The sequence below is a fragment of the Lutibaculum baratangense AMV1 genome, from assembly GCF_000496075.1.
GTDB lineage: Bacteria > Pseudomonadota > Alphaproteobacteria > Rhizobiales > Tepidamorphaceae > Lutibaculum > Lutibaculum baratangense.
On sequence record NZ_AWXZ01000007.1, the window covers coordinates 157290 to 176800 of the forward strand.

Here is a 19511-nt window from a genome sequence, read left to right on the forward strand (position 1 = left end):
AGCGCGGCGCCTCCGGCTCTAGGGCGTTCCGGGACCGCGCTCCGCGTGCTAGAAGCGCGGCCAACGCAGACCGAGACGGGACAAGCAGACATGACCGACACGCGCACCGAGACCGATTCCTTCGGTCCCATCGAAGTGGCTGCCGATCGCTATTGGGGCGCCCAGGCGCAGCGATCCCTCGGCAACTTCAAGATCGGCTGGGAGAAGCAGCCGCTTCCGGTCGTCCGCGCGCTGGGGATCGTGAAGCGGGCCGCCGCCGAGGCGAACATGGATCTCGGCAAGCTCGACGAGACGGTCGGCCGGGCGATCGTTCAGGCGGCCCAGGAGGTCATCGAAGGCAAGCTCGACGATCACTTCCCCCTCGTCGTCTGGCAGACGGGCTCCGGCACGCAGTCGAACATGAACGCCAACGAGGTGATCTCGAACCGCGCGATCGAGATCCTCGGCGGCGAGAAGGGCTCGAAGAAGCCCGTGCACCCGAACGACCACGTGAACATGAGCCAGTCGTCGAACGACACCTTCCCGACCGCCATGCACGTGGCCTGCGCGGAAGAGATCGTCCACCGACTGATCCCGGCCCTTCAGAAGCTACGCAACGCCCTCGACGACAAGGCCAAGGTGTGGGACGAGATCATCAAGATCGGCCGCACGCACACCCAGGACGCGACGCCCCTGACGCTCGGCCAGGAGTTCTCGGGCTACACGACCCAGGTCGAAAACGGCATCGCCCGTATCGAGCAGACGCTTCCCGACCTGATGCAGCTCGCGCAGGGCGGCACCGCCGTCGGCACGGGCCTCAACGCGCCCGAAGGATTCGCCGAGAAGGTCGCCGAGCGTATCGCCGCGATCACGCAGCTCGCCTTCACCTCGGCGCCGAACAAGTTCGAGGCACTGGCAGCGCACGATGCCATGGTGTTCTCGCACGGCGCCATCAACACGGTCGCAGCATCCCTCTTCAAGATCGCGAACGACATCCGCTTCCTCGGCTCGGGCCCCCGTGCAGGCCTCGGGGAGCTCGCCCTGCCGGAGAACGAGCCGGGCTCCTCGATCATGCCCGGCAAGGTGAACCCGACCCAGTGCGAGGCGCTGACACAGGTCTGCGTGCAGATCTTCGGCAATCATGCGGCGCTGACCTTCGCGGGGAGCCAGGGCCACTTCGAGCTGAACGTCTACAACCCGGTGATGGCCTACAACTTCCTGCAGTCGGTGCGACTGATGGCGGATGCGGCGGTGTCCTTCACCGACAACCTCGTCGTGGGCATCGAGCCGCGCCTCGACAACATCAGGCAGGGCGTCGAGCGATCGCTCATGCTCGTCACGGCGCTCGCCCCGAAGATCGGCTACGACAATGCCGCCACGATCGCGAAGACGGCCCACAAGAACGGCACCACGCTCCGCGAGGAGGCGGTGAAGCTCGGCTATGTGAGCGAGGCCGAGTTCGATGAGATCGTGCGGCCCGAACGCATGGTCCGGCCCGGCTGAACCTCTGCCACGGGAGCCGCGAGATGAGCGACATCGTCAATCTTCGGCAGGCCCGAAAGGCGCGTGCGCGAGCCGAGAAGGAGAAGCAGGCGGCCGACAACCGCCTGCGCTTCGGCATGACGAAGGCGGAGCGGCAAGCCGCCGAACGCCAGCGTTCGTCGCTCGACCGGCACGTCGAGGGGCACCGGCTCGGCCGAACCGACGATGACGAGTGAGCCCGGTCTCAAGAAGCGTTCGGTGACGATCGCCGGCCACCGCACCAGCGTCTCCCTCGAGGACGAGTTCTGGGAGGAATTGCAGGAGGCGGCACGTCAGGAGTCCGTCTCGCTCGCCGTCATGATCACCGGCATAGATGCCGGGCGCGGCCGACGAAGCCTCTCCTCCGCCATCCGCGTTTTTCTCCTGAAGCGGGCAAAGAGCGGGACGGTGCAGAGCCCCGTCACCGAGCCGTCGCCGCCTCCTCGAGAGGCAGGCTCCCCCTGAGCTCGACCGCCGTCTCGTAGACCTGCGGATCGACGCCGCTTCGCGAGCCGGACTGATCGATCCCGCGCAGCAGGTCCTGGATGGTCCGCCGGAACTCGTCGCGGTCGAGGGAAAGCGATTCCGGCTCCCGGGCCGGTGCGGGCGTGGGCCCGGGAGTTCCTTGCTCTGCCGGGCGGGAGGACTCCAGATCCGGCGCATCGCCGGCGTTCGTCTCCGGCTCCTCCTCCCCCGCAGCGGAATCCTGCTGCGGCGTGGAGGCTTCTCGCTCGCGCTGCCGCCGCTCCCGCCCCAACTGCAGAAGCTCCCGACCGAGCCTTTCGCGCTCCAGGATCTCGGCTTGAACCTCTTCAAGGCGCCTCATCTCGCGCTCGAACTGGAGGACCGTGAGATAGCTGATGAGCGGCCTCACGTTGATCGTCCGCATCGGCTGCTCGATGGGGCCGGAGAAGTTCAGGATGGCCTCGCGCGCCCGGCCCTCAGCCTGGTCGCGGTCTCCGATCGTCCAGTTCGAGTCCAGCGTGAAATCCTCGAGGTCGACCGCCGCGGAAGCGAAGACCTCGAGATCCCGGCTGTCGAGCTTCACCGGGCCGGCCCGCAATGTTCCGCCGCTTCCCGAAACGGCACCCTCCGCGGCACCGACCAGGATCGCGCCACCCGACAGGGCCTCCTCGAGCGCAGCCGCCACCGGCTCCTCCTCGACTTCGAGTTCGGCCTCGGTCGCCCTCACGACCTGCTGGAAAGCCGAGGGATCGAGCCCCCTGATGGTGACATCGCGCAGCAGGAACGAGCCCTCTCCCGCCAGGGACGAGACGAGGGACGCGGGCGTCCGGCCGCCGCCGCTCAGTTGCAGGGCAAGGTCGGCACGCCCCGTCGCCCAAGGCCGCCCGTTCCGCCGCCAGACGACCTCGCCGAGGGCGACATCCTTGAGATGCAGATGGGTCGAGAGGTTCGTGACGCCCCGTAGCGTCTGCAGCTCCAGGCTGCCCTCGAGCCGTCCGTCGAAGACCCGTCCATCCAGGTCGCGCAACGCGATCCTGCCTTCCTCCCCGAGCAGCCGGAGGGAGGCGTCGGATAGCTCGATCTCCTCCCATGTGGCACGGCTGGCGCTGACTTCGAGCGACACGCGCTGCGCGGGAACGGTCAGTGGCGAAAAAGGCTCTCCCCGCCAGGAAGGTCCGTCGACGTCATGCTCGAGGATGCCTTCCATGCCGGCAGCCTCGGTAAGCAGGCGATCGAGCGCGATCTCGTCCACGACGATCGCGCCATGAACGCCCGGCTGCGCGCCTGTCTCGAACACAAGGGAACCCTGCGCGGATCGCTGCCCCTCATAGGAGAGATCGCTCATCTCGTAGCGGGTGCCTGATCCGGCGACCTGCGCCCTGAGCGTTCCCTGATCGATCAGGACCGAGAGCCATGGCAGCCCGGTGGCTCCTTCGAGCGGCGAAGGGTCCCGGACCTCGAGCGTCAGGGCACCTGCGAGGTTCCTGCTTTCGCCGAAGGGCCAGGCGACCGTTCCGTCGAGCGAGCCCGCGAAGGCGCTCGTCTCCCCGCTCAGGACGAAGCTCAGTCCGCTCCTGATGCTCCCGTGAGCAGACAGCTCGACCGCCCCCTCGCCCGCGACATCTGCCGATCCGAGCCCGAGCTGCGCGAGGAGCGGGCCCGCCTCTTCGCTCCGGGCCGCAGCTTCGAGGCGGATGGTGTTCGATGCGAGCTCCGCGAGGCGCCCCTGCAGCCGCGCGCTCGACGAGATGTCGGTTCCCGCGGCAGTCCCTTCGAAGCGCAGATCGAGGCCGGGCTCACCCTCCCGGGTTCTGGAGGACAGGTCGAGCGTGGCCGTCAGCGGTGAAAGCGCTGTTCCTCGCGCTTCCAGCACGGTGGCCAGGTCTGTGAGCTCGGCGATACGGGCAGCCTCGGCCGCAAGGGTCAGGTCCTGGGCCGTCAGGCGAACCTGAAGCTGGCCGGTCGGTGTTCCGCCGAGATCGGCGAGCTCTCCCCCCGCCGAGATCTCGAGCCCGGCGATGTTCCCGATGTCCAGCGCCTCGAGATCCAGGCGGTCGCCCGTCAGAACACCCCGCACCACCACGTCGCGCGCCGCCACGGTGGCACCGCTCAGCTCGCCGATGTCGAGGTCCAGATGTATGTCCGGCTCCTCCCCGCCGGCCCGGGCGATCCGGGCACGCAGCGTGTCGGCCAGCCGCTGGAGCGGCAATCCCCGTGTGTCGAACGCGTCGGTGTTCAGCACGATGTCTATCCTGTCGGCTCTCTCCGCCGGTGACGCATAGGCGATGGAGCCGGTCAGGTGGTTTCGGTCGGTCGTCACCTCCAGCCTGTCGAGGGCGAAGGAGCCGTCCGCGATCCTGACCGAGGCCGACGCCTGCAGGTCGCCCGTGACCGCGCCGAGACCCGGCAGGAGCGCATCCTCCCTGAAGAGCCACGAGGTGAAGGGGCTCGCATGCGTCGCCGCCAGCCGGACCGCGCCGACGAAGCTCGGATTGTCGGGATCCGGGTGGAATCGCCCGGAGAGCGCGGCACTCGTGTCCCCCGGGAGCACGGCCTGGGCGCGCCCGATCCGCCATTCCTCGTCCTCGAAGGCGAGTTGGGCCTCGAGCTGCCGAATGACGTTGCCGCCGACGACCAGCGACCCGACGTCGAGGGAAAGCCGCCCGTCCAACATCATGAAGTGGGGCGAGACGACACGGCCCAGCGCCCCCAGGGCCTCGAGAGGGGGAACCGGGGCTTCCGGCCCCCCGCCGAGCGCCCGGTCGACATCGATCTGGCGCGACGAAAGCACCGCTTCGAAGCGGGCTTCCCGCCCCAGCTGCACCTCGGCGGCGCCGCTGAGCGTGATCGGATGATCAGCGTCGCCGACCTCCAGACCCAGCTGCTGAAGAACAATGGAGCCGGGGCTCGCTTCGGTCCGGGCCTCGAAGCGCCAGCGGCTGGCCGGCTCGTCCTCGTCGGTCGGCCCGCGAGCCTGAGCCTGCGCCTCTTCTCCGCCCCCTGCGGGTTGAGGCCGGCTCTCGGCTCGCACTAGCCCACGATAGCGCGGACGTTCGTCCAGATAGCCGATGCTGCCGTCCAGGGTCAGAACGACCGGACTGTCGTCGGGCCGCGCAGTGGCGCCGATCCGCATGGAGCCGTCCGGCTGAAGGCTTCCCAGCGCAACCTCGAGTTCGTACCGCTCGCCTTCCAGGGAAGCCGCGCCGCGAAACTTGTAGGGACCCGCCAGGCTTGCGGCGGAGCCGGTGAGCTCGATGTCGTCGATCGTGTACGCCGCATCGCGACGCGCGTCCTCCACCGTCACCCGGCCGCCTATGATCTCGAAGCGATCAAGGGTCACCTGCTGCGGTGCGATGGGGATCGTGGCCGGCTCCGTCTCGATTCCCCAGGAGACGAATCCCTCCGGGCTGACGCTGAAGCGGAGGTTCGGGCGCTCCAGAGCGGCCTCCCTCAGCTGGAGCTCCCCGCTGAGGAGCGGCATCAGCCCGCCGCGCAAGGACAAACGTCCGACGCCCTCGCCGCTGTCCTTCCCGCCGATATGGACATCGCTCGCGCGCAGGATCGGTGTCGGCACGAGACGGACGTCGATGTCGCCCTCGATCACCACCGGTCGGCCGATAATGTCGCCCGCCTGCTCCTCTATGACGGAGCGATAGCTGTTCCAGTCGATGAACATCGGCACTGCGAAGGCCGCGCTCAGAAGCGCCGCCACCACGATGCCGATCGAAAGCAGGAACGCGTTCAACTAGGTCGGCTCCCGGACCAGGGAACTCTGCTCGTCGGGGGAGATGATCTTTCCGGGGTTCATGATGCAGCCCGGATCGATCGCCTGCTTGACCGCACGCATCACGTCGACGGCTTCACCGAGCTCTTTCGCGAGATACTTCGTCTTGCCGTGGCCGACACCATGCTCTCCGGTGCATGTCCCGCCCATTTCGATCGCGCGGTCGACCAGCCGGCTCATGAATCCACCCGCAGCTTCGACCTCCGCGGAATCGGTCATGTCGACGAGCAGCGAGACATGGAAGTTGCCGTCTCCGACGTGTCCGACGATCGGCCCCAGGAGATTTGCGCGGTCGAGATCCTCGCGCGACTTCATGATGCACTCGGCGAGCCGCGAGATCGGCACGCAGACATCCGTCGCGATCGCCTTGGCGCCGGGGCGCAGCGCGACGCAGGCCCAGTAGGCGTCGTGACGGGCCTGCCAGAGCCGGTTGCGAGCCTCCTGCTCGCGCGCCCACGCGAACTCGCCGCCTCCGAACTCGGCCGCGATCGCACCGAACAGCTCCGCCTGCTCCCGCACGCCCGCCTCCGAGCCGTGAAACTCGACGAACAGGCTCGGCTTCTCCTGAAGCGTCAGCTTCGAATAGGCGTTCGACGCCCTCACCTGCAGCTCGTCGAGGAGCTCGATCCGCGCGACCGGAATGCCGGACTGGATCGTCGCCACCACGGCGCTGCAGGCGCCTTCCAGCGTCTCGAACTGGCAGACGCCGGCCGAAATCGCCTCGGGGATGCCGTGAAGGCGGAGCGTCAGCTCGGTGATGACGCCGAGCGTGCCCTCGGCCCCGACCATGAGCCGCGTCAGGTCGTAGCCGGCGGAGCTCTTCCGCGCGCGGGTGCCGGTCCGGATCACGCGACCGTCCGGCATCACCGCCCGCAACGAGAGGACGGCGTCCTTCATCGTGCCGTAGCGTACGGCGTTCGTGCCCGACGCCCGGGTCGAGGCCATGCCGCCGATACTCGCGTTGGCGCCGGGATCGATGGGGAAGAACAACCCCTGGTCGCGCAGATACTCGTTCAGCGCCTTCCGCGTCACGCCGGGCTCGACGACGCAGTCCAGATCCTCGGGATGCACCGCCAGGATTCGGTTCATCTGCGACATGTCGATCGAGACGCCGCCGAAGGGCGCGTTCACCTGCCCCTCCAGCGAGGTGCCCGTCCCGAACGGGATCACCGGCATGCCGTGCCCGGCACAGATCCGGACGATCTCCGCGACCTCGTCCTCCGAGCGGGCATAGACGACGGCGTCGGGCGGCATGTTCGCGTGCCACGTCGTCGTATGGCCGTGCTGCTCGCGCACGGCCGCCGACGTCGACATACGGTCGCCGAATCGGCTGGCGAGCGCCGACAGCGCAGCGTCGCGCGCGCCCTGATCGGGCGCCAGTCGGCCGGTCACCCTCGCCGCCTCGTTCATGCTGTCCCCAAAAGCCGGAATTGGTAGTGTTCGCCGAACATTATCAGAAACGGCGGAATCACCAAACCAGCACGCCCGGGCATGCAGCAGGCGTGAAAAGGGACAAGGGGCGCGCCCACCGGACGCGCCCCTGCCTTCAGTATCGGGTGTGTCAGCCGCCTCGGCCGCTCAGCGACCGTCCGGGCGCCAGCGCGGGAACTCCGTAGAGCGCTCACCACGCAGGTCGCGACGGTCGCCGCGACGGTCGTCGCGCCAGTCACGGCGATCGCTGCGGCGGTCGTCCCGCCAGTCGCGGCGGTCGCTGCGGCGATCGTCACGCCAGTCACGGCGGTCGGAGCGACGGTGATCCCGCCAGTCCCGACGGTCATCGCGGCGGTCGTAGCGGTCCCAGTGACGATGGTAGCGCTCCCGGTCGCGATAGAAGCCATAGTGGCGGTAGTGGCGATCCCAGTAATTGCCGAACGAGAACGTGATGATCGGCGCGCCGATCCGGGCGGGCACCCGGTCGGTGTAGCGACGTCCGCCCTCGAGATAGGCGAGGTAGTTGGCCGACATCCATCCGCGGGCGCCGCGATAGGTCACGTCGCACCACGTGTAGCTCTGGAGGCAGCCGTTCACCTCGACGTTCTGGCCACCCCCGATGACGGTCACGACGGGATAGCCGGTGGACGGACCCGCCCGCAGGTTCACGTCGGCCGTCGCGATCGCGGACGCGGCATGGGCGAGGCCCGGGACGGCCAGGGCCGACACCAGGGCCAGGGCCCCGAGAAAGCGCTTCATGTTGATGCTCCTTGTCAGCGAGCTTCCGATGCTGCGGAATAAACGCAAGTCGGGCTGAACGGTGCCGGAATTCCCCGTTCATCGCCGGGTCAGAATCGGCAATAGGGCGTCCTGCGTTTCCTACCGCACGCTGCCGGGCCCCACTTCTGCGACGGCAGGTGACCGGCGCGACCACTGGAACGAAGCGGATCTGCGCGTGCTCGAGTTGATCGACAGATGGTTCAGGCCGAACCTCGAAGAGTTCCTTTCGACCCGCCAGCCTCTCGTCTGGGCGCTGGCGCTCGCGAGCGGCATAGCGGCCGCGATCGGCGCCGTGCTGTTTCGCATCGCCATCGGCCTCGTTCAGTGGCCCTGGCTTGGAACGCTGAGCGAGAACGTCGCGGCCGCGGCGAGCCTTCAGCCGTGGTGGGTGATATTCCTGGCGCCGGTCGCGGGCGGTCTCGTCGTCGGGCTGATCCTCCAGCATCTGCTCCCCGGCAATCGCCCCTACTCGGTGCCCGAGGTCATCCGCGCGAGGCTCGAGGGCAGCGAGCGGCTCGATCTGCGCTCCGGCGTCGGAAGCGCGGTGACGAGCGCGATCTCCCTCGGTTCGGGCGCGAGCGCCGGCCGCGAGGGGCCGGTCGTTCATCTCGGCGCCTCGATCGCCGCCGCGCTCTGCAGGCGGTTCGATCTCTCGCGCGGCGCCGCGCGCATTCTCTTCGCATGCGGCGTGGCCAGCGCCGTCTCGGCCTCTTTCAACGCCCCGATCGCCGGCGTTCTCTTCGCGCAGGAGGTGATCCTGAACAGGTTCCGAGGCACGACCTTCGTGCCTCTCGTGATCGCCTCGACCTCCGGGGCCGTCCTGTCGAGGCTGTGGTTCGGCGACTACGCGGCCTTCGTCGTACCCGAACACCAGATCACGTCGTACCTGGAGTTCCCGGCCTTCGTCTTGCTGGGCCTCGTCTGCGCGCTCGTCTCGGTCATGTTCCAGTCGACCCTTCTGATTGCCGACCGCGTCGCCCGCGACCTCCCGATGCCGCTCTGGCTGCGCCCCGTGACGGGCGGACTCGCGATCGGCGCCATGGGCGTCTTCCTGCCGCAGGTCCTCGGCGTGGGCTACGACACCACGGACGCCGCCCTGAAGGAGAACCTGCCGCTCGTGCTGCTTCTCCTGCTGATCCCGGCGAAGACCCTCGCGACGGGGATCACGCTCGCCTCGCGCTTCGGCGGCGGCGTGTTCTCGCCGTCGCTCTATGTCGGCGCGATGACGGGCGGGGCCTTCGGGATGATCGCGGCGATGGCGTTCCCGGAACTCTCCTCCAGCAACGGACTCTACGCCATTCTCGGCATGGGCGCGGTCGCCGGCGCGGTCCTCGGCGCCCCCATCTCGACCGCCGTCATGGTGTTCGAGCTGACGGGCGGCTACGCGCTCACGATCGCCCTCCTGCTGACGGTCGCGATCTCGAACGGCCTCTCCCTCGCGGTGCTCGGCCGGTCCTTCTTCGAGGCCCAGCTCGCCACCCGCGGCTCGGCGCAGCCGGACCGGCAGAAGGACCTGTGGAGCTACGACTGAACGCCGCCCCGACCTTTCCCGCGCGGCACAACCCCGCTATTCAGCCTGCATGCTCTCGTACCAGCACGCCTATCACGCCGGCGGTCTGTCGGACCTGCACAAGCACGCGGCCCTCGCCGCCCTGCTCGACCACCTGACGCGACTGGAGCGGCCGCTTGCGATCGCCGAGACGCATGCCGGGCGCGGCCTCTACGACCTGCGGGCGCCCGAGGCTCTGAAGACCAGGGAAGCGTGGCCCGGCTTCGTGCGCCTGTTCTCGCAGAAGAAACTGCCGACGGAGCATCCCTTCATGCAGGCGGTGGCGGCGGTTCACAAGAGCCACGGCATCCGCACCTACCCGGGCTCCCCCGCCATCATCCGGCACTTCATGCGCCCCGAGGACGAGGCCGACCTCTACGAGCTGCATCCGCAGGAATACGAGGCGCTGTCGTCTGAGTTCGCCGGCGGCAATATCAGGTGCCACCGCGAAGACGGCTATGACGGCGTCCTCGCCCTCGCCCGCCGCCTCGACGGCCCCGGCCTCGTGATGATCGACCCGAGCTACGAGGTGAAGCGCGAGTACGACGACGTCGCGGCCTTCGTGCCGAAGCTCAACGCCCGGTGGCCCGAGGCGACCGTTCTCGTCTGGTACCCGGTGCTGGAGGCGGGGCTCCACAAGGCGATGATCGAGCGCCTGGACGATGCCGGCCTGACCGGCGTCTGGCAGCAGGAGAAGCGCTTTCCCGCCGAACAGTCGCCCCGGCTGCGGGGCAGCGGCCTCTACGCCGTCAACGTGCCGGACGGCGAGCGGGCGCGCCTCGCCAGGGGCATACTCTGATCGCCGCCTGTGGCCGGGCCTGATCCTGCCCCATATAGAAGCTACACTCTCGCAGGATCGAATCACGACCGCCAGAAGGGACGCGCTCCGCCCGACCATGGCCGACCACAATCGCCCCGCCCTCTCAGCCTCCGCCGCCTCGCCGGCCCCGGGCGGCATCGCCGCGCGCGCCCGCGCCGCGTCGGCGCCGCCTCCGCCGTCCTATCTCGACGGCCTCAATCCCGAGCAGCGCCGCGCGGTCGAGACCACGGAGGGGCCGGTTCTCGTGCTGGCGGGCGCCGGCACCGGCAAGACGCGCGTGCTGACGACACGCATCGCCCACATCCTCGCCACGGGGCGCGCCTGGCCGAGCCAGGTCCTCGCCGTCACCTTCACGAACAAGGCCGCCCGCGAGATGCGCCACCGCATCGGCGACCTCGTCGGCGATTCGGTCGAGGGCATGCCGTGGCTCGGCACGTTCCACTCGATCTGCGTGAAGATCCTGCGCCGGCACGCCGAGCTCGTCGGGCTGAAGCGCGATTTCACCATCCTCGACACGGACGACCAGATCCGCCTGATGAAGCAGGTGATCCAGGCCGCCGACATCGATGACAAGAGGTGGCCGGCACGCCAGCTCGCTGCCTTCATCGACGGCTGGAAGAACAAGGCGCTGACGCCCGACAAGGTGCCCTCGGGCGAGGCCTACGCCTTCGCCGGCCAGGGCGACCAGCTCTACCGCGCCTACCAGGAGCGCCTGAAGATCCTGAACGCCGCCGATTTCGGCGACCTGATGCTAGAGACGATCCGGCTCTTCCGCGAGAACCCCGGCGTTCTCGAGGAGTATCACGGGCGGTTCCGCTACATCCTCGTCGACGAGTACCAGGACACGAACGTCGCCCAGTATCTCTGGCTGCGGCTCCTGGCCCAGGGCCCGCGCAACATCTGCTGCGTCGGCGACGACGACCAGTCGATCTATGGCTGGCGCGGGGCGGAGGTCGACAACATCCTGCGCTTCGAGACAGACTTTCCGGGCGCGGCCGTGATCCGGCTCGAGCGGAACTACCGCTCGACCTCGCATATCCTTCAGGCGGCCTCCCACCTGATCGCCCACAACGAGGGCCGGCTCGGCAAGACGCTGCACACCGACGGCGAGGACGGCGAGAAGGTCGGCGTCACCTGCTCGTGGGATTCGGAGACCGAGGCGCGCGTCATCGGCGAGGAGATCGAGCGGCTGCAGCGGCGGGGCGAGAGCCTCGACGAGATGGCGATCCTGGTGCGAGCCTCCTTCCAGATGCGCGAGTTCGAGGACCGGTTCGTGACGCTCGGCCTGCCCTACCGGGTGATCGGCGGCCCACGCTTCTACGAGCGCCAGGAGATCCGCGACGCGATCGCCTATTTTCGCGCCGTCGTGCAGCCGGCCGACGACCTCGCCTTCGAGCGCATCGTGAACGTGCCGCGGCGGGGCCTGGGCGACGCGACGATCCGCGTGCTGCACGACCACGCCCGCGCGCAGAGAGTGCCGCTGATGCAGGCGGCCTTCGCGCTGATCGAGACGGAGGAGCTGAAGCCTCGGCCGCGCGGCGGCCTGCGCGACCTGCTGCAGACATTCGGCCGGTGGCGCGCGCAGCTCGACGAGATGAAGCACACGGATCTCGCCGCCCAGATCCTCGAGGAGTCGGGCTACACGGAGATGTGGCAGAACGACAAGTCGGCCGAGGCGCCGGGCCGGCTCGAGAACCTGAAGGAGCTCCTGCGCTCGATGGAGGAGTTCGAAACGATGCAGGGCTTTCTCGAGCACGTCTCGCTCGTGATGGACACCGAAAGCGGCAACGACGAGCCGAAAGTGTCGCTGATGACGCTGCACTCGGCGAAGGGGCTCGAGTTCGACACGGTGTTCCTGCCGGGCTGGGAGGAAGGTCTCTTCCCCCACCAGCGCGCGCTAGACGAAAGCGGCCGCGCGGGCCTCGAGGAGGAGCGCCGCCTCGCCTATGTCGGCGTGACGCGGGCGCGGAGACGCGCGCACATCCACTTCGCGACGAACCGGCGGGTGCACGGGCTGTGGCAGTCGACCGTGCCGTCGCGCTTCATCGACGAGCTGCCCGAGGCGAACGTGGAGGTGACGGAGACGGGATCCGTCGCCGGCTCCTACGGCGGCTACGGCTACTCCCGCTTCGACCGGGCCGAGCCGTTCGGCTCGACCTATGCGACGCCCGGCTGGCAGCGCGCGCAGCGGGGCCGGGAGCGCCAGGAGACCCGCAAGGGCGGTCCGAGACTGATCGAGGGCGAGATTCTCGCCCGGTCCGGCGGCCCGAACTCCGAATTCTCCCTCGGGGAGCGTGTCTTTCACCAGAAATTCGGCTATGGCGAGGTGAAGTCGATCGACGGCAACAAGCTGACGGTCGACTTCGAGACGTCGGGCCCGAAGCGGGTGCTCGACTCCTTCATCGAGAGGCACGGGACGGCGCGCTGACCGCGGTCGTCCGTCGGGGGGACAGACATCTACCGCCTTCGCATCCCAGCCCGCGACGAACGCGACGCCGACGCGATCGCTGACGCGCTCCTCGCGGCGATCGAACCCGAGACGCCGACCACGGGCTCACTCGACACCGGCAGCGCCTGGCTCGCCGAGGCCTTCTACACCGACGAGCCCTCCGAGGACGCGCTGCGCCAGGCGCTCTCCTACGCGTTCGGCGAGCGGGCGCGGGATCTCGAACTTCGGGTCGAGCCGCTCGCCGACCGCGACTGGGTGAAGGAGAGCCTCGAGGCCATGCCGCCGGTCTCGGCCGGGCGCTTCGTCGTCTATGGCGGGCACGACCGCGGCCGCATCCGCGCCAACCAGATCGGCATCGAGATCGAGGCGGCGCAGGCCTTCGGGACGGGCCACCACGGCACCACCTGGGGCTGCCTGAAGGCGCTCGACACGCTGCTGAAGGCTCGCCGCTACGAGCGCCCGCTCGACATCGGCACGGGCACCGGGGTGCTCGCGATCGGCCTTGCGAAGGCCCTGCGTCGCAAGGTGGTGGCGACGGAGATCGACCCGGTGGCGACCCGCATCGCGGTCGAGAACGCGCGCCTCAACGGGGTGTCGGCGCTGATCGAGGCGCACACGGCGGACGGCGTGAAGGCGCTGCCGGTGACGCGGCACGCGCCCTACGACCTGATCGTCGCGAACATTCTCGCGAATCCGCTGGTGGCCCTTGCCCCGGACGTCGAGCGGATCGCGGCCGACCGGGCGAGCGTCGTCTTGTCGGGGCTGCTCACCTGGCAACGCCGCGAGGTCGAGGCGGTGTGGCGGACGCGCGGCTTCGTCGCCAGGGACCGCCTGTTCCGCGACGGCTGGGCGACGCTCGTCCTCCAGCGCCGATCCGCCGGGGCCTACCGCTCGTAGGGGTTGTAGAGGCGCTCCATCTGGGCGCGCGTCAGCCCCGCCTGTTCGAGCGCCTCGGCGTCGATGAGGTGGGCGTAGCCGGCGATCCGCCGCCTCGCCTCCGCCTCGCGGGCGCGCAGGAGGCGGGTCAGAATGCGGGAAAAGAGGCCCGGCGACGACGCCTTAATCTCGCGGGCGGCATGATCATGTGCATAGGTGGTGGCCATCTCGTGGCTCCCTCGTCAGCGTTGGGTACCGGATTGCCGTTCCACGTCGAAAGGTAAGGAAAACTGCCCTAATGGCCACCGCCGCAAACGCATGGCTGCGGCGAGCTCTTCGCATGCGCAACATATTAGCTACTGCAGCGCAGCAATCCCTTGTTCCGCAAGGTTCCAGCCGCCCTGCCCGCGTCGTGACCACCAGGAATGCATGATGTTTCAGCACTTCGACGAGACGACTGACCCGAGCCTCAGCGCCGAACGGCTGCCGCTGCTGCGCCGCCAGCTCGTATCGCTGCGGCTCGACGGCTTCCTCGTTCCACGCACGGACGAGTACCAGAACGAGTACCTGCCGCCCTCGGCGGAGCGCCTGGCGTGGCTGACGGGCTTCACCGGGTCGGCGGGCCTCGGCCTCGTGCTCGCGACGCGCGCGGCCGTCTTCGTAGACGGACGCTACACGATCCAGGTCCGCCAGCAGGTCGACCTCGAGCTGTTCGAGACGCCGCACCTGATCGCCGACGGCGGCTGGGAAGGCTGGCTCCGGGACAACCTGACACCCGGTCAGCGCATCGGCTTCGACCCGAAGCTGCACACGGTGAAGAACGTGCGCCAGCTCGAGAAGATCGCGCGCGAGACCGGGGCCGAGTTCATCCCGGTTGCCGACAACCCGATCGACGATGTCTGGTCCGACCGCCCCGCTCCGCCGGAAGGACGGATCGAGCCCCACCCCGTCGAGCTCGCCGGCAGGACGGCGGAGGACAAGCTCGACGAGGTGCGCGACGTCCTCAAGCGCGCGAACCAGGACGCCTGCGTGATCACGAGCCCGGACGTCATCGCCTGGCTATTCAACATCCGGGGCTCGGATGTGCCGCACACGCCGTTGCCGCTCGGTTTCGCCGTCTTCAGGAAGGAGGGGCGCCCGACATTCGCCGTCTCGTCCGCGAAACTCGGCGAGGACGCGCGGGCCTATCTCGGAAGCCTGACCGAGATCGTGGAGCCGGAGAGCTTCCCGGGCCTGATCGACGCCCTCGGGGACAGCCACTCCCGCGTCCGCCTGGACCCCGCGGTGGTGTCGCAGTGGATCGCCGACCGGCTCCGTTCGGCGGGAGCGGTGGTCGTGGAGGCCGCCGACCCGTTCATGCTCTCGAAGGCCCGCAAGACGCACGCCGAGGTGCGGGGCGCGCGCGGCGCACACCAGATCGACGGTGTCGCGATGTGCCGCTTCCTCGCCTGGCTCGACCGGGAAGCCCCGAAGGGAGGGCTCGACGAGATCGCGGCCGCGAAGAAGCTCGAGGCGCTCCGCGTCGAAACGGGTGCGCTTCGCGACCTCTCCTTCGACGCGATCTCCGCGGCCGGCCCGCACTCCGCCATCCCGCATTACCGTGTCACGACCGGAAGCAACCGCCCGATAGAGCCCAACTCGCTCTACCTGATCGACTCGGGCGGCCAGTACCGCGAGGGCACGACCGACATCACGCGGACCGTCGTGGTCGGCGAGCCGACGCCCGAGATGATCCACCACAACACGCTCGTGCTGCGGGGCCACGTGGCACTCGCGACGGCCCGTTTCCCAGTCGGCACGACGGGAGCGCAGCTCGATCCGATCGCCCGCTATTTCCTCTGGCAGGCCGGGCTCGACTTCGACCACGGCACCGGCCACGGCATCGGCAGCTACCTGTCGGTGCACGAAGGGCCGCAGCGCATCGCGAAGACGGGCACGGTGCCGCTCGAGCCCGGGATGATCGTCTCGAACGAGCCGGGATACTACCGGGCCGGCGAATACGGCATCCGGATCGAGAACCTGATGGTCGTGAACGAAGCCGAGCTCGTGCCGGGCGGCGACAGGCCGGTGCTCTCGTTCGAGACGCTGAGCTTCGTGCCGATCGACCGGCGGCTGATCGACGCCGACCTGCTCGGCCTCGACGCGCGAACCTGGCTCAACAGCTATCACCTCGTGACGCTCGAGCGCATGGCGCCCCATCTCGACGATGCCGACCGGGCCTGGCTCGAACAGGCGACGGAGGCCATCTAGCCTCGGCCGGGTGCCCGATAGGCCGCGGTCTCCCGCGGCCTACTCCGCTCCGACCCTCTCGAACCACTGGTTCTCGTCGATGGTCTCGATGCCGAGCTCCTGCGCCTTCTTGAGCTTCGAGCCGGCGCCGGGGCCCGCGATCAGAAGATCGGTCTTCGAGGAGACTGAGCTTGCGACCTTCGCCCCGTAGCGCTCGGCCATCGCCTTCGCCTCGTCCCGCGTCAGCCGTTCCAGCGAGCCGGTGAAGACGACGGTGAGGCCCGCGACCGGCGACGACGCGGCACCTGTCGGCTGCTCCGCCTCCAGGACCTCCACCTCCCCGAGGAGGGCATCGATCACCTCGAGATTGCGCGGCTCCGCGAAGAACTCGACGAGAGCCTCGGCGACCGTCTCGCCGATCCCGTCGATGGATAGGAGGTCGGCCCAGGCTGGTCCCTCCTTGTCCGCCGCGGCCACGACCGCCTCGCGCAGGGCCGCGAACGTCCCGTAATGGCGTGCCAGGAGCTTCGCGTTCGTCTCACCGACATGGCGGATGCCGAGGGCGTAGACGAAGCGCGGCAGCTCGATCCGACGACGCTCGTCTATCGCCGCGAAGAGATTACGCACGGAGGTGTCGCCCCAGCCTTCGCGCGCGTGGATGTCGATCTCGCCAGCCTCCTGCCGCGCTTTCAGCGTGAAGATGTCGGCGGGCGTCGCGATCAGCCCGTCGGCGTGGAAGGCCTTCACCTGCTTCTCCCCGAAGCCCTCGATGTCGAAGGCGGCCCGCGACACGAAGTGCCGCATCTGCTCGACGGCCTGCGCCGCACAGACCAGGCCGCCGGTGCAGCGCCGGATCGCGTCCTCCTTGCCCGTGCGGGGGCTGACCTCCCGCGTCGCATGGCTGCCGCAGACGGGACAGGTCGTCGGGAAGACGTAAGGCACGGCGTCCTTCGGGCGCTTCTCGAACACGACGCCGAGGATCTGCGGAATGACGTCGCCCGCGCGCTGGAGGATGACGGTGTCGCCGATGCGGACGTCCTTGCGGGCGATCTCGTCCTCGTTGTGGAGCGTGGCGTTTCTCACGACGACCCCGCCGACCGTCACCGGCTTCAGCTTCGCCACCGGGGTGAGCGCCCCCGTGCGTCCGACCTGGATCTCGATGTCCTCGAGCACGGTCGTCGCCTTCTCGGCCGGGAACTTGTGGGCGATCGCCCAGCGCGGGCTCCTCGAGACGAAGCCGAGCCGCCGCTGCCAGTCGAGCCGGTCGACCTTGTAGACGACGCCGTCGATGTCGTAGCCGAGGCTCGCCCGGCTTTCCTCGATCTCCGCGTGGAACGCGATCATCTCCTCGGGGGAACTCACGAGCCTCATCAGCGGATTCGTCGGCAGGCCGAACGCCCTCATCTCCTCGTAGACGCCCCACTGGCTGGTCGACGGCACCTCGCTCACCTCGCCCCAGCCATAGGCGAAGAAGCGCAAGGGGCGGCTCCTCGTGATCCTGGGGTCGAGCTGACGCAAGGATCCGGCAGCGGCGTTCCGGGGGTTGGCGAAGAGCGGTTTGCCCTCCGCCTCCTGCCGCGCGTTCATGGCCTCGAAATCGGCGTGCGTCATGTAGACCTCGCCCCGCACCTCGAAGACCTCGCCGAAGCCTTTCCCCTTCAGCTTCAGCGGGATGTCGTCGATCGTCTCGAGGTTCCGCGTCACGTCCTCGCCCGTCACGCCGTCGCCGCGCGTGGCGCCCTGAACGAACCGTCCGTTCTCGTAGCGCAGCGAGGCGGACAGCCCGTCGATCTTCGGCTCCGCCGTCACGGCCACCGGCTCGTCGGCCTCCAGACGCAGGAAGCGCCGGATCCGCTCCACGAAGGCGGTCACGTCTTCGGCATCGAAGGCGTTGTCGAGCGACAGCATCGGCACGGTGTGCCGCACCTTCGCGAACTTCTCCGACGGTGCCGCGCCCACGCGGAGCGAAGGGCTGTCGGGCCTGACGAGATCGGGGAAGGCCTTCTCGATGGCGGCGTTCCGCCGGCGGAGCGCGTCGTAACCTGCGTCGGAGATTTCCGGCGCATCCTGTTGATAATAAAGGCGGTCGTGCCGCACGATCTCTTCGGACAGCCGTTTCAGCTCGGCCGCCGCCGCCTCGTGGTCGAGCTCCTCGACCGGCCGATCGCCAGGTTCCTTCGCCACCGTTCGCTCCACGCTGTCACAAGTCTGGGAGAGGTGTCGCACATTGTCGCGCAAGTCGCGACTGTCTGCATCTGGTGAACAAGCTGTTCTCCGGCGAGGGCTTAACTCGCAGGCGAAAACCGCCATGTTCGGCGCGAACCAACCCCAAGAAGGAGAGCATTCGCATGATTCTTCGCTCTATCGCCCTCGCCTCAACGCTCGCCCTGGCCCCCGTCGCGGCCTCCGCCAACTGGCAGCTCGACCCCTCCCACAGCGCCGTCGTGTTCGAGGTCGAGCATCTCGGCTACTCGAACGTGACCGCCGTCTTCCCCGAGGTTGCGGCCGACATCGAGAGCTTCGATCCCGAGAACCTCGAGAACGCCTCGTTCTCCGTCACGATCGACGCAGGCAGCATCACGACCTTCTGGGATGCGCGCGACGAGCACATTCGCGGCGGCGACTTCCTCGACGTGGCGAACTATCCCGAGATCACCTTCGTCTCCGGCGAGATCACCAGGACGGGTGACGACACGGCCGAGATCACCGGCGACCTGACGATCAGGGACGTGACGCAGCCCGTCACGCTGCAGGCGAAGATCAACAAGATCGCGCCGAGCCCGATGAATCCCGACCAGCAGGTGGCGGGCTTCACCCTGACCGGCGAGATCGACCGCACGGAGTTCGGCGTCGACGCTTATGCCCCGGCCATCGGCACGGTGCTGCCGGTGACGATCAACGTCGAGCTCAACAACGAAGGCTGAGGCGAGGCACGATATGCGAGGCCGGAACACCACCGAGAGCTGGGGCTGGGTCGCGCGCCTCCTCCACTGGTCGATCGCCGCGATCATCCTCTTCCAGCTCGGTCTCGGGATCTACATGACGGATGTCGTCTCCGAGCTGACGGAGCAGTTCCGGCTGTTCCAGCTCCACAAGAGCTGGGGCTTCGTGGTGTTCGTGCTCGTCCTCGCGCGGATCGCGTGGCGGCTCGCCAACCGGCGGTCGCCACGCCACCCGCCGGGCCAGCCGCGCTGGCAGGCCGCGGCCTCGCACGCGACGCATGCGGCCCTCTACGTGCTGATGTTCGTCCTGCCCCTGTCGGGGTGGGTCATGGCGTCCGCCTCGACGACGCAGGACCTGTTCTCGATCCGCAACATGGTGTTCGGGCTGTTCGAGATGCCCGATCCGTGGGTGCCGGGCAACAAGGCGATCGCCGACGCGGCCGGCACCGTCCACGAATGGGCCGCCTGGGCGATGATCGCGATCCTCGCCCTGCATGCAGCCGCGGCGCTGAAGCACCATCTCGTCGACCGGGACGATGTTCTGAAGCGCATGGCGTGGGGGCGTTAGCTCCCACGCGGCTGCCCGCCCCCTGCGACACCGCCATCGCCAACACGCATTACCGCCTTGCCATCGCGCCGACAGCCCGTTAAGCCACCGATTGTAATGTTATAACATTACGGTCTCC

At 68.7% G+C, this 19511-nt stretch carries 15 protein-coding genes; 10 read left to right on the forward strand and 5 right to left on the reverse strand.

Features of this window, described 5'->3' with window-relative positions:
* Window positions 1-90: 90 nt before the first annotated feature.
* Genes fumC through N177_RS01460 form a run of 3 tightly spaced genes read left to right on the forward strand, consistent with a single transcriptional unit; the run spans window position 91 to window position 1965 of the window.
* Window positions 91-1482, forward strand: coding sequence for a class II fumarate hydratase (fumC, locus tag N177_RS01450; RefSeq protein WP_023430442.1), 1392 nt, complete (start codon window positions 91-93; stop codon window positions 1480-1482).
* 23 nt (window positions 1483-1505) lie between these two features.
* Window positions 1506-1697 (forward strand): DUF4169 family protein, encoded by a 192-nt coding sequence (locus N177_RS01455; protein WP_023430443.1) that lies wholly within the window; start codon window positions 1506-1508, stop codon window positions 1695-1697.
* Window positions 1687-1965 carry a ribbon-helix-helix domain-containing protein gene (locus N177_RS01460; RefSeq protein WP_040484927.1) on the forward strand — a complete coding sequence of 93 codons (279 nt, stop codon included), beginning with the start codon at window positions 1687-1689 and terminating at the stop codon, window positions 1963-1965. Before N177_RS01455 ends, N177_RS01460 begins: the two co-directional genes overlap by 11 nt.
* On the opposite strand, the gene N177_RS01465 is transcribed toward N177_RS01460, so the two are convergent.
* From N177_RS01465 to N177_RS01475, 3 genes are all read right to left on the reverse strand, one after another.
* Complete coding sequence (locus N177_RS01465) at window positions 1922-5710, reverse strand: AsmA family protein (RefSeq protein WP_023430445.1); 3789 nt, start codon at window positions 5708-5710, stop codon at window positions 1922-1924. The two genes, N177_RS01460 and N177_RS01465, sit on opposite strands and share 44 nt — an antisense overlap.
* Entirely contained in the window at window positions 5711-7159 is a 1449-nt protein-coding gene (locus N177_RS01470) for an FAD-linked oxidase C-terminal domain-containing protein (protein ID WP_023430446.1), read from the reverse strand. It abuts the gene before it with no gap.
* A 168-nt stretch (window positions 7160-7327) separates the two neighbouring features.
* The gene (locus N177_RS01475; RefSeq protein ID WP_023430447.1) at window positions 7328-7939 is read right to left on the reverse strand and encodes an SH3 domain-containing protein; all 612 of its coding nucleotides are present in this window, start codon (window positions 7937-7939) and stop codon (window positions 7328-7330) included.
* A 196-nt stretch (window positions 7940-8135) separates the two neighbouring features.
* On the opposite strand from N177_RS01475, the gene N177_RS01480 reads away from it, so the two are divergent.
* The 4 genes from N177_RS01480 to N177_RS01495 all read left to right on the forward strand — a co-directional run bounded on the left by N177_RS01480 (window position 8136) and on the right by N177_RS01495 (window position 13675).
* A complete protein-coding gene (locus tag N177_RS01480) occupies window positions 8136-9491 on the forward strand; it encodes a chloride channel protein (RefSeq protein WP_023430448.1) in 1356 nt (451 codons plus the stop codon).
* Between the two features lie 49 nt (window positions 9492-9540).
* Window positions 9541-10308, forward strand: a complete 768-nt coding sequence (rlmJ, locus tag N177_RS01485; protein WP_023430449.1) for a 23S rRNA (adenine(2030)-N(6))-methyltransferase RlmJ — start codon at window positions 9541-9543, stop codon at window positions 10306-10308.
* Between the two features lie 97 nt (window positions 10309-10405).
* Window positions 10406-12757 carry an ATP-dependent helicase gene (locus tag N177_RS01490; RefSeq protein WP_023430450.1) on the forward strand — a complete coding sequence of 784 codons (2352 nt, stop codon included), beginning with the start codon at window positions 10406-10408 and terminating at the stop codon, window positions 12755-12757.
* A 99-nt stretch (window positions 12758-12856) separates the two neighbouring features.
* A complete protein-coding gene (locus tag N177_RS01495; RefSeq protein WP_244444220.1) occupies window positions 12857-13675 on the forward strand; it encodes a 50S ribosomal protein L11 methyltransferase in 819 nt (272 codons plus the stop codon).
* Here the strand turns inward: N177_RS01495 and N177_RS01500 are convergent.
* A complete protein-coding gene (locus N177_RS01500) occupies window positions 13663-13881 on the reverse strand; it encodes a hypothetical protein (protein ID WP_023430452.1) in 219 nt (72 codons plus the stop codon). The two genes, N177_RS01495 and N177_RS01500, sit on opposite strands and share 13 nt — an antisense overlap.
* 205 nt (window positions 13882-14086) lie before the next feature.
* Between N177_RS01500 and N177_RS01505 the strand changes: the two genes are divergently transcribed.
* On the forward strand, window positions 14087-15904 hold the full coding sequence (locus N177_RS01505; RefSeq protein WP_023430453.1) for an aminopeptidase P family protein: 1818 nt from the start codon (window positions 14087-14089) through the stop codon (window positions 15902-15904).
* A 39-nt stretch (window positions 15905-15943) separates the two neighbouring features.
* On the opposite strand, the gene ligA is transcribed toward N177_RS01505, so the two are convergent.
* Window positions 15944-18067, reverse strand: coding sequence for an NAD-dependent DNA ligase LigA (ligA, locus tag N177_RS01510; RefSeq protein WP_023430454.1), 2124 nt, complete (start codon window positions 18065-18067; stop codon window positions 15944-15946).
* Between the two features lie 164 nt (window positions 18068-18231).
* Between ligA and N177_RS01515 the strand changes: the two genes are divergently transcribed.
* On the forward strand, window positions 18232-18807 hold the full coding sequence (locus tag N177_RS01515) for a YceI family protein (protein ID WP_023430455.1): 576 nt from the start codon (window positions 18232-18234) through the stop codon (window positions 18805-18807).
* Between the two features lie 13 nt (window positions 18808-18820).
* Window positions 18821-19393 (forward strand): cytochrome b, encoded by a 573-nt coding sequence (locus N177_RS01520; protein ID WP_023430456.1) that lies wholly within the window; start codon window positions 18821-18823, stop codon window positions 19391-19393.
* The last annotated feature ends 118 nt before the right edge of the window (window positions 19394-19511 follow it).